Annotated in this window: 1 protein-coding gene; it reads right to left on the bottom strand. The window is 71.5% G+C overall.

The window, feature by feature from the left end; translation table 11 throughout:
• Window positions 1-11,985, bottom strand: coding sequence for a type I polyketide synthase (locus tag GA0070604_RS33130; protein ID WP_091120905.1), 11,985 nt, complete (start codon window positions 11,983-11,985; stop codon window positions 1-3).
• Window positions 11,986-11,995 lie beyond the last annotated feature (10 nt).

The raw sequence follows: 11,995 nt of genomic DNA, 5'->3' as shown, positions 1-11,995 counted from the left end.
TTAATCGCTGAAGGGCAAGGGCGCGGAGGGTCCGGCGGTGTCCGACGCCTTGAACTCCTGGTCGATGAAGTCCAGCAGCTCCTGCGTCGATGCGGCGCTGAGCCGGTCGGCGACCTGGACGTCCGGATCCGGCGCCTGCGCCTGCCTCGTCGCCATGGCCATGGCGCGCAGTCGATGCGCCGCCACGGCGTGTGCCGGGTCGTCCGTCCCCAGCGCGGCGAGCATCGCCTCGAGCCGGTCGAGTTCGGCGGTCAACGCCTCCACCGGGGTCACCTCGGCGGGCGCGAGCCGCGCCCGGAGGTACTCGGCGAGCGCCTGCGCGCTGGGGTAGTCGAAGATCGTGGTGGCGGCCAGCTGCAGGCCGGTGGCGGTGGCGAGCCGGTTGCGCAGCTCCACGGCGGTGAGCGAATCGAACCCGAGGTCCTTGAACGCCTTCTCGGGGGCGACGTCGGAGCCCGATCGGTAACCGAGGACGGCGGCCGTGGTCTTGCGCACCAGGTCCAGCACCAGCTCGGTCTGTGCCGAGACGTCCAGCCCGGACAGCCGTTCCGCCAGCGGCGGCCCGTCGCTCTCGGCCCGCCGGGAGCGCTCGGGCACGAGACCGCGCAGCACCGCGGGCAGCGTACCCGCGGCGGCCTGGCGGCGCAGGGTGGGCAGGTCGAGCTGCGCGGGTGACAGGACGGGGCTCGCGCCCCGGGTCAACGCGACGTCGAACAGGTCGAGCGCGTTGTCCGTCGGCAGCGGGAGGAGCCCGCTGCGGGCCATCCTGGTCACCTCGCCCGGTTTCAGGTGGCCGGTCATCCCGCTTGCTTCCTGCCAGAGCCCCCAGGCGAGCGAGGTGGCCGGCAGCCCTTCGCGGTGACGCCGGTGTGCCAGCGCGTCCAGGTATGCGTTCGCAGCGGCATAGTTGGCCTGCCCCGGACTGCCGAACGTGCCGGCGACCGAGGAGAAGAGCACGAACGCCGACAGTGGGAGGTGGCGGGTGAGCTGGTGCAGGTGCCATGCCGCGTCGACCTTGGGGCGCAGCACCGCGTCGAGCATGTCACCCGAGAGGGCCTGCACGGTGGCGTCGTCCAGCACCCCGGCGGCGTGGATCACAGCGGTGATCGGATGATCGGTGGGCACCGCGGCGTGCAGTGCGGCGACGGCCTCGCTGTCGGCGGCATCGCAGCGGGCGAGGGTGACCTCCGCGCCGAGGGCGGCGATCTCGGCCGCGATCTCCTGCGCTCCCGGCGTGTCGGGGCCACGCCGGCTGGCCAGCAGCAGCCGGCGGGTGCCGTGCCGGGTGACGAGGTGGAGCGCCGTCAGACGTCCGAGTACCCCGGTGCCACCGGTGATCAGGACGGTGCCGTCGGGGTCGAGCGTGAACGGCGTACCCCCGGTCGGGACGTCCGCCCGCCCAAGGCGCGGGACGTGGACGCGGCCGGCGCGGAGAGCGAGCTGCGGCTCACCGGAGGCCACCGCCGCCGGCAGCGCATCGGCGCTGTGGCCGGCGGGATCGAGGTCGATGAGCTGGAATCGGCCCGGGTTCTCCGTCTGGGCGCTGCGCAGCAGGCCCCAGACGGCGGCCGCAGCGAGGTCGCCCACGTCCTCGTTCCGGTCGACGGCGACCGCGCCGTGGGTGAGGACGACGAGACGCGATGCGGCGAACCGGGCGTCGGACAACCAGTCCTGGGCCAGGCTCAGGAACGTCCGGGTGGCGGTGCGCACGTCCTCGCCGTCGCCGGAGCGGTCGCCCCGGCACGAGACCATGACCACCTCGGGTACGGCCGACCCACCGGTGATCGTGTCACCGAGGGCGGCGAGGTCCCGATGGCTCGGCACCCGCGCGGCCGAGCCGCCGAGCACCGGCGGATCGTCGCCGATGGCCACCCAGGAACCCGGGGATTCGGCACCCGTCGGCTGCGGCGTCCGAGGAATCCATCCCAGTTCCCACAGCTCGCCCCGGCCCGGTCCACGGGCGGCGGTGAACTGTTCCCGGCTGATGGGCCGCAGGTCCAGCGAGCTGATCGACGCGACGGGCGCACCGGTTTCGTCGTACAGGCGCAGGCCCACCCGGTCCGGACCGGCGGGGGTCAGCACGGCTCGCAGTGTCCGGGCGCCGGAGCTGTGCAGGGAGAACCCGGCCCAGGAGAACGGCAGCCACGCGCCCGCAGCGGCGGTGCCGCCGTCGGTCAGGGCGAGAGCGTGCAGGGCGGAGTCCAACAGGGCCGGATGGATCCCGTAGCCGTCGCCGTCCAACTCCGCGGCGAGCCCGATCTCGGCGAAGAGTTCCTGGCCGCGTCGCCAGGCCGCTCGCAGTCCCTGGAACGCGGCGCCGTGCTCCAGCCCGGCCGCGACGAAGCGGTCGTACACGGCGTCGACCGCCACGGGCGACGCCCCGGCCGGTGGCCACGCGCCGAGGGGCAGCGGTGGCGTCGAGGTGCTGGACACGTTCCCGCCGGCGTGCTGGGTCCAGTCCGTCCCGGGGTCGGCCTCGCCCGGCCGGGAGTAGATGCCCACCGTCCGTCTGCCGTGCTCGTCGGCCGCGTTGACGACGACCTGGAGCTGTACGTCGCCGGTGTCCGGAACGAACAGCGGCGTCATCAGCGTGAGGTCGTCGACCCGGTCGTGGCCGGCCTGGTGGGCCGCATACCGGGCCAGTTCGGCGTGCGCGCTGCCGGGAAGCACGGTGGCGCCCATGACGGCATGGTCGGCGAGCCAGGGGTACGCGGACAGGGACAGCCGGCCGGTGAACACATACTCGTCGCTCCCGGCCGGCTTGAGCACGCCCGACAGCACGGGATGGTCGGTGCCGGACATCCCCGGCACCGCCGTGCCGGGACTCGCGCTGGCCGGCCGCAACCAGTACCGCTCCCGCTGGAACGCGTACGTCGGCAGGCTCGCCGCCGCGTCCGCCGGGGGCAGGGACAGCAGGTCGGCCCACCGTACGTCGGCGCCCTGGGTGTACGCCGTGGCCAGCGACGTCAGGAACTCGCGCAGGCCGTCCCGGTCGCGGCGCAGCGTGCCCACCACGGTGGCCGGTACGCCCAGGCCCTCGCTGCTCTGGCCCACGCCGATGGTCAGGACGGGGTGCGGGCTCACCTCCACGAACAGGCGGTGACCGCTGCCGAGCAGGGCCCCTGTCGCCGTGTCGAACCGCACCGGGTCACGCAGGTTGCGATACCAGTACCCGGCGTCGAGGTCCGCCGTGTCGGCCGGCTCACCGGTCACCGTGGAGAAGAACGGGATCCGGGACGGGCGGGGCGCGATGCCGTCCAGGCTGTGCAGCAGTTCGTCGCGGATGGCCTCGACGTGGTGCGAGTGGGAGGCGTAGTCCACGGGGATGATGCGGGCCCGGACCCCCTCGGCCTCGTACTGTTCGACCAAGGCACGGACGGCGGCGGCATCCCCGGAGACGATCGTGGCGGCCGGGCCGTTGATCGAGGCGATGCTGACGCGGCCGTCCGACGCGGCGACCCGGGGGGCGACCTCGTCGGGGGCGAGCGGGACGGCGGCCATGCCACCCGAGCCGGCAAGCGCGGTCAGCGCACGGCTGCGCAGCACCACCACGCGCGCGGCGTCGTCCAGCGACAGCCCGCCCGCGACGTACGCGGCCGCGATCTCACCCTGGGAGTGCCCGAGGACGGCGTCAGGTGCCACACCCGCCGACTGCCACAGATCCGCGAGGGCGGCCATCACCGCGAACAGAGCCGGCTGCACGACGTCCAGCCGTTCCAGGGCGGGGGCGCCGGGCACGCCTCGCAGGACCTCGATGACGTTCCAGCCGGCGTGGCGTTCGATCGCCCGGGCGCATTCCTCCAGCCTGCCGGTGAACGCGCGGGACGCCGCCAGCAGGTCCGTGGCCATGCCGGCCCACTGCGAGCCCTGACCGGGAAAGACGAAGACTGTCCGGCCAGGGTCGGCCGAGGCCAGTCCGCGCACCAGCGTCGCGTGCGGTTCCCCGGCCGCGAGGGCGCGCAGGCCACGGATGACGTCGTGCCGGTCCGTACCGATGATCACTGCGCGGTGGTCGAAGGCCGTCCGCGCGCCGGCCAGCGTCGCGGCCAGTCGCGTCATGTCCAGCTCCGGTCGGGACTCGACGTACGACAGCAGCCGGGTGGCCTGGCCGCGCAGCGCCTCCTCGCTCCTGGCCGACACCAGCCACGGCAGGACCGGCCAGGTCCCCGGCGCCGGTGGGACGTCGGGTCGGTCGGCAGGGGTGGGCCCGGGTGCGCAGGGCTGTTCCAGGATCACGTGTGCGTTGGTGCCGCTGATGCCGAACGACGAGACGGCGGCCCGCCGGGCTCGCCCGGTCTCCGGCCACGCGGTCGCGGTGGTGAGCAGGGCCACGCCGCTGTCGTCCCAGTCGACGTGCGTGCTCGCCGCGTCGATGTGGAGTGACCGGGGCAGTTGCCCGTGGTGCATGGCCTGCACCATCTTGATGACGCCCGCGATACCGGCCGCCTGCTGGGTGTGGCCGATGTTGGACTTGATCGACCCGAGCCACAGCGGCCGGTCGGCGGGGCGGCCCGCACCGTAGGTGGCGATCAGCGCTTGCGCCTCGATCGGGTCGCCGAGGGTGGTGCCCGTGCCGTGGGCCTCGACCGCGTCGACCTGATCAGGTTCCAGCCGTGCGTTGTGCAGGGCTTGCCGGATGACCCGCTGCTGCGCTGCGCCGTTGGGGGCGGTCAGCCCGTTGCTGGCGCCGTCCTGGTTGATCGCCGAGCCGCGCACGACCGCGAGGACCCGGCGGCCGTTGCGTTGCGCGTCGGACAGGCGTTCCAGCATGAGCATTCCCACGCCCTCGGAGAATCCGGTGCCGTCCGCGGCGGCGGCGAACGCCTTGCAGCGCCCGTCGGGGGCGAGCCCGCGCTGCCGGCTGAAGCCGGTGAAGATGCCGGGGAACGACATCACGGTGACCCCACCAGCCAGCGCCAGGTCGCACTCACCGCTGCGTAGCGCCTGGGCAGCCATGTGCAACGCGACCAGGGACGACGAACAGGCGGTGTCGAGCGTGATGGCCGGTCCTTCGAGGCCCAGCGCGTAGGCGATACGTCCGGACGCGACGCTGCTGGAGGCACCCGTCAACAGGTAGCCCTCCAGGGACGAGGCGGACGGCTGGGCGATGCTGAGGCCGTAGTGGTGGTCGGCCATGCCGACGAAGACCCCGGTCTGGGTGCCCCGCAGCGTCTCCGGTCTGATGCCGGCCCGCTCCAAGGTCTCCCACGTGGTCTCCAGCAGCAGGCGCTGCTGCGGGTCGGTCGCCAGCGCCTCACGGGGGCTCATGCCGAAAAAGGCGGCGTCGAACCGGTCGGCGTCGGTGAGGAAACCGCCGCGAGTGGTGTACGTGGTGCCCGAGCGGTCCGGATCCGGGTCGTACAGCTCGGCGATGTTCCAGCCGCGGTCGGTGGGGAAGCCGGAGATGGCGTCCCGGCCGGCGGAGACGAGTTCCCACAGCTCGTCGGGGGAATTGACCCCGCCCGGATAACGGCAGGCCATTGCGACGATCGCGATCAGGTCGCCGTCGTTCGCCGTGGTGTCGGCGATGACCTCGGCCGGGCCATGGCCATCGACGGCGAGCGTGCGCAGATGGTCGGCCAGCGCGGAGGCGGACGGATGATCGAACAGAACCGTCGCCGGCAATCTGAGACCGGTGGCCGCGGTGAGGCGATTGCGCAGCTCCACCGAGGTCAACGAGTCGAAGCCGAGATCCTTGAACGGACGCGTCGGCTCCGTCGACTGCGGTGCCGTGTGCCCGAGCACGGCCGCGATGTGCTCTTGCACGAGATCCAGCAGCAGGCGCCGCTGCTCGGCCGGGGACAGTCCGGCGAGCTGCCGCGGCAGGCCGGACGAGCCCGAACTCACCGACCTGGCGGTGCGCCGGGGTTGACGCAGTAGCGCTCGGACCATCGGGGGGACCACGCCGGTGTCGGCAACCGACTGCAGGGCCCTCCGGTTCACCCGCGCCGGGACGACGACCGGGTGGGCACTCGCCACGACGGCCGAGAAGAGGGCGAGGGCCTCCTCCGTGGCCAGCGGAGTGAGCATGCCCGCCCCCGCAGCCGACCGCCTGCCGGCGAGAACCTTCTCGCTGATGGCACTGGCCCGCTGCCACAGTCCCCAGGCGAGGGAGGTGGCCGGTAGGCCGTTGGTGTGCCGGTGCTGCGCGAGGGCGTCGAGGAACGTGTTGGCGGCGGCGTAGTTGGCCTGCCCGGGGTTGCCGAGGATCCCCGCGATGGAGGAGAACAGGACGAACGCGGACAGGTCGAGGTGCTGGGTGAGGCGGTGCAGGTTCCAGGCGCCGTCGACCTTGGCGCGTAGAACCGGGCTGAGCCGGTCCGCGGTCAGGGACGTGACCGCGCCGTCATCGGTGATACCGGCGGCGTGTACGACGGCGGTGAGAGGATGCTCCGGATCTATTCCCGTGAGCAGGCCGGCGAGAGCGTCGGCGTCCGCCACATCGCACGCGGCCACGGTCACCGTGGCGCCCGCTGCCGTCAGTTCCGCCTTGAGCGCCCCGGCACCGTCGGCTTCCGGCCCCCGGCGGCTCACCAGCAGGAGATGCCGTGCCCCGTGCTCGGCGACCAGATGGCGGGCCGTGTACGCCCCGAGCGCACCGGTCCCGCCCGTGACCAGGAACGTGCCGTCGGGGTCGGGATCCCGCGGGATGGTGAGCACGAGCTTGCCGATGTGCTGGCCCTGACTCAGGCGCCGGAACGCCAGTGGGGCCTGCCTGACGTCGATCGACGAGACCGGCAACGGGCGCAGAGTTCCGCTGTCGAAGAGCTTCCCGAGTGCCGTCAACATCGTACGGATCTGGTCCGGCCCACTCTCGAACATGTCGAACGGTCGATAGCTGACACCGGCGTGTGCCGCCTGCACCTCGGCCGCCCGGCGGATGTCTGTCTTGCCCATCTCCAGGAAGTGACCGCCGCGCGGCAGCAACCGCAGCGAAGCGTCGACGAATTCGTGTGCGAGTGAGTTCAGCACGACGTCCACGCCGGCTCCGCCGGTCGCCGCCAGAACGGCGTGCTCGAAGTCGAGGGTTCGGGAGTTCGCGATGTGGTCCTCGACGAACCCCGCCGCCCGCAGCGTGTCCCACTTGCCGGTGCTGGCTGTCGCGAACACCTCCGCCCCGCGGTGCCGGGCGAGCTGGGTGGCGGCCATACCCACGCCGCCCGTGGCGGCGTGGATGAGGATCCGCTGGCCCGGCCGCAGGTCGGCCAGCTCGGTGAGGGCGTAGTAGGCGGTGAGGAAGACGATCGGCGCCGCAGCCGCCTGGGCGAATGACCAGCCCCGGGGAACGGGCGCCAGGAGCCGGTGATCGGTCACGGCGATCGGGCCCATGGCCCCGTCGGAGAACAGACCCATCACGCGGTCGCCCGGCGCCAGCCCGGTGACGCCCGGGCCAACCTCGGTCACCACTCCCGCGGCCTCGCCACCGACGAGCGCCTCGTCGGGATAGATGCCCAGGGTGATCAGCACGTCGCGGAAGTTGATTCCCGCCGCCCGTACGGCGATCCGCACCTCGCCGGCGTCGAGTGCACGAAGCTTCTCCGCGCACTCGACCAGCACGAGATTCTCCAGGCTTCCCGGTGTGCTGACGTCCAGCCGCCACGCCTCGCCGTTCGCGGGCTCGGCGAGCACGGATTCAGCGGCGCCGCGCACGAGCCGCGGCGCGTAGACCACGCCGGAGCGTACGGCGGCCTGCGGCTCCCCGGAGGCGAGCACGGCCGGCAACAACGACGCGCACGCCCCGGGCTCGTCCATGTCGACGATCACAAACCGGTCCGGGTGCTCCGACTGCGCCACCCTCAGGAAGCCCCACGCGGCGGCGGCCGGCAGGTTCTCTACGTCGTCGTTGACCGTCGCGGCCACCGCGTCAGTCGTCACCATGACCAGGCGCGTGTCAGCGAGGCGGTCGTCGGCGAGCCAATCCTGGAGCAGTTGGTGCAGCTCTCGTACGGCCGCGTGGGTTCGGGGCACGCAGTCGGTGGTCTCCTGCCGGGGGGCGTCGCAGAGGGCGACCACGACGGACGGTGGTGCGACGCCGGCGTCGGCCGCCTGCCGCAGCGCCGCCAGGTCGGCGTATGCGGCACCGACCTGTCCCGGTGCCCCGGACGAGAGACCGATCCGGTCGGCCGCACCGACCACGGCCCAGCCCTCGCGTGTGCTGCCTGCCGGTACGGCTGCCGGCACAGCCACCCACTCCACCCGGTAGGCGGTGTCGTGCCGGCCCGGATCGCTGAGCGGCCGCTGCCGGCCGGTCAGCCTGCGTGAGACGACCGACGTCACGGTGGCCACCGGGGCACCGGTCGGGTCGGTAATCGAGAGTCCGACCGCGTCTTCTCCCCGCGCGGTCAGCCGGACGCGTACGGACGTGGCACCGACGGCGTGCACGGAGACGCCCTGCCAGGTGAACGGGACCCGGGCCGCCGCCGCCGAGGGGTCCTCGTCCAGCAGGACGGTCGCGTGGAGGGCGGCATCGAGCACCGCGGGATGGATCGCGTACCGATCACCGTCGACACCGCCCGGCAGCTCCACCTCCGCGTACAGATCGTCGCCGTGTCGCCAGGCTGCCCGCAGCCCTTGGAATGCCGGTCCGTATTCGATGCCGCGCTTGGCCAGGAGCGGGTAGGCGTCGACCACGGCGAGCCTGGTCGCGTCGGTCGGGGGCCACGGTTGCGCCGCGGGTGGCGCCGGCTGCTGTTGCGGATCCGACGCGAGGAGTCCGGTGGCGTGGCAGGTCCACGGCACGTCGGAGTCCTCGTCGGTTGACACCGCTTTGGAGTGGATCGTCAGGGTCCGTTCGCCGTTTTGCCCCGGGGCACCGACCGCGACCTGGAGCTGGACGACGCCCCGGGCGGGGAGGATCAACGGCGCTTGAAGCGTCAGCTCATCGATCCGGTCAGCGCCGGTGTGGTGGGCGGCGTGGAGGGACAGCTCGACGAACGCTGTGCCGGGAAACACCACCTGGTTCGCCACCACATGGTCGGACAGCCACGGATGGGTCTTCGCCGAGACGCGGCCGGTGAACAGACACCCCTCGCCGTTGGCGAGCTCGGTCGACGCCATGAGCAGCGGGTGGTCCGTGGTCGAGCCGAGGGCGTCGAGCCCCAGGGCCATCCTGCTGGTGTCCGGCCAGTACCGGTTGCGGGTGAACGGGTAGGTGGGTAGGGGTACTGGTTGTGGTGGTGGTGTCAGGTGGTGGTGCCAGGTGATGTGGTGACCTCGGGTGTGGGCGGTGGTGAGCGTGGTCAGGAGGGTGTGGGTTTCGTCGTGGTGGGGGTGCAGGACGTTGAGGTAGACGACATCCTCACCCCGTCCACCGTCACTGTGGTTGTGGTGGGTGAGGGTGTGTTCGGTGAGGTGGGTGAGGGTGGGAGCGGGACCGAGTTCGAGGTAGGTGGTGACGTGGTGCTGGTCCAGGGTGGTGATGCCCTGGTGGAACCGGACGGGTTGGCGGATGTGGTCGGTCCAGTAGTCGGCGGTGGTGATGTGGTCGGGGTCGGCGACGTCGCCGGTGAGGTTGGAGATGATCGGGGTGTGGGGCCGCTGGTAGGTGACGCGGCTGGCGATGTGGTGGAACTCGGTCAGGATCGTCTCGGTGTGCGGGGAGTGGAACGCGTGTCGGGTGTGTAACACCCTGCCCGCATGGCCCAGGGCGTGTAGCCGGTCAGCCACGGTGTGGGTGGCTTGCGGGTCACCGGAGATCACGGTGTTGGTAGGGGTGTTGTAGGCGGCGATACCGACCCGCGGGTTCAGATGTTCCTCGACCTGGGTGGGGGTGGCCTGGACACTGACCATGACCCCGGCCGGCAACGTGGCCATCAACCGGGCCCGAGCGGTCACCACAGCGGCGGCGTCGGCCAGTGACATCACCCCGGCCAGATGAGCGGCGCTCACCTCACCGACCGAGTGACCGATGAAGTAGTCCGCGCGGAGTCCGTGATGTTCCACCAGCCGGTACAAGGCCACCTGGAGTGCGAACAACGCCGGCTGCGTGTAGGTGGTGTCATCCAACAGCCCCGCGTCAGGACCATCCGCGGCGGCGAACAACACCGACCGTAACGGCCGGTCGAGGTGAGCATCCAGATGGGTGCACACCTCGTCCAACACGGCGGTGAACACCGGCTCCCGACCGTAAAGCCCCCGCCCGGCCCCTACCCGCTGGGAACCCTGACCCGTGAGAAGAACAGCGATCTTCCCCCCGGCCTCGGCATCCCCACACACCACCCGACCAGACACCACCCCCGCGTCCGGCTGCCCCACCCCGAACGCCCGCAACACCGCCTCACCATCACCAGCACCGTTCACCACGACACCGGCACGGAAACGATGCTGGGTCCGTGTCGTGACCAACGCGGCCGCGATGTCAGCGGCCTGGTACCCGGGATGCGCGGCCACATGATCCGCCAACCGCAACGCCTGCGCCCGCAACGCCTCCACCGACCTCGCCGAAAACAACCACGGCACCGGTCCACTACCAGCGCCACCATCGCCGGCGCCGACGTTGCTGGTGTTGGTGCGGGTGTCACCGCCGTCGGTGGTGTCGGTGCCATCGCCGTCGTCGGTGGTGGTGAGAGGTCCGGTGGCGGTGGGGGATCCGGTGGTGTTGGGGGTGGGGGGTGCTTCGAGGATGAGGTGGGCGTTGGTGCCGCTGATCCCGAATGATGACACCGCCGCCCGGCGGGGACGACCGGTGTCCGGCCACGGCACCGTCTCGGTGAGCAACGCGACCCGGCCGGTGTCCCAGTCCACGTGCGGGGTCGGGGCGTCCACGTGCAGCGTGGCCGGCAGCAGGCCGTGCTGGATGGCCTCCACCATTTTGATCACACCCGCGACACCCGCCGCGGCCTGCGTGTGGCCGATGTTCGACTTCACTGATCCCAACCACAACGGATGACCAGCCTCACGGCCCTGCCCGTAGGTGGCCAGCAACGCCTGCGCCTCGATCGGGTCACCCAACGTCGTGCCGGTCCCGTGCGCCTCCACCACATCCACATCCGTGGCGTCCACACCCGCATTGGTCAACGCCTGCCGGATCACCCGCTGCTGCGCCGGACCGTTCGGCGCGGTCAGCCCGTTCGACGCCCCGTCCTGGTTCACCGCGCTACCCCGGATCACCGCCAACACCGGATGCCCGTTACGACACGCATCCGACAGGCGTTCCAGCACCAGCATTCCGACGCCCTCACCCCAGGCGGTGCCGTCAGCCGCCGCCGCGAAGGGCTTGCACCGGCCGTCGGGTGACAGGCCGCGTTGCCGACTGAACTCGATCAGGGCGGCCGGCGTCGACATCACGGTGACACCGCCCGCGAGGGCGAGCGAGCATTCCTGCTTTCGCAGGGCCTGACCCGCTAGGTGCAACGCCACCAATGACGACGAACACGCGGTGTCCACCGTGATCGCCGGACCCTCCAAGCCCAGCGTGTAGGAAATCCGCCCGGAGACGGCGCTGGCCGAGGTGCCCGTCGCCAGGTAGCCCTCGACGCTGTCGAGGATTCCGGTCAGGGCTCTCGTGTAGTCCTGTCCGTTCGTGCCGACGAAGACACCGACATCGCTCGTATGCAACGATTCCGGCAGGATCCCGCTGCGTTCCACCGCTTCCCACGAGGCCTCGAGCACGAGACGATGCTGTGGATCGAGTGCCAGTGCCTCGCGGGGACTGATCCCGAAAAAGTCGGCATCGAAATCCTCCACGTCGTCGAGGAAGTAGCCGTCACGGGTATAGGTCCTGCCCGTGTGGTCCGGGTCGGCATCGTACAGTTCCTTGATCTCCCAGCCTCGGCTCGCCGGGTATTCGCAAACCACGTCCCGCGCTTCCACCAGCAGATTCCAGAGCGCCTCCGGTGATGCGACGCCGCCGGGGAAACGGCAGCTCATGCCGACGATCGCGATCGGCTCGTGTTCCCGATCGTCGACCTCACGCAGCCGACGATTAGCCTGGCGCAGGTCCGCGGTCGCCCGCCGGAGATAGTCGCGCAGCTTTTCGTCATTCACCGTACGGTCA

It is taken from the genome of Micromonospora eburnea, assembly GCF_900090225.1.
Lineage (GTDB): Bacteria > Actinomycetota > Actinomycetes > Mycobacteriales > Micromonosporaceae > Micromonospora > Micromonospora eburnea.
Note: the sequence above shows the minus strand (reverse complement) of the source record. Positions and strands in the feature narration are given on the sequence as shown.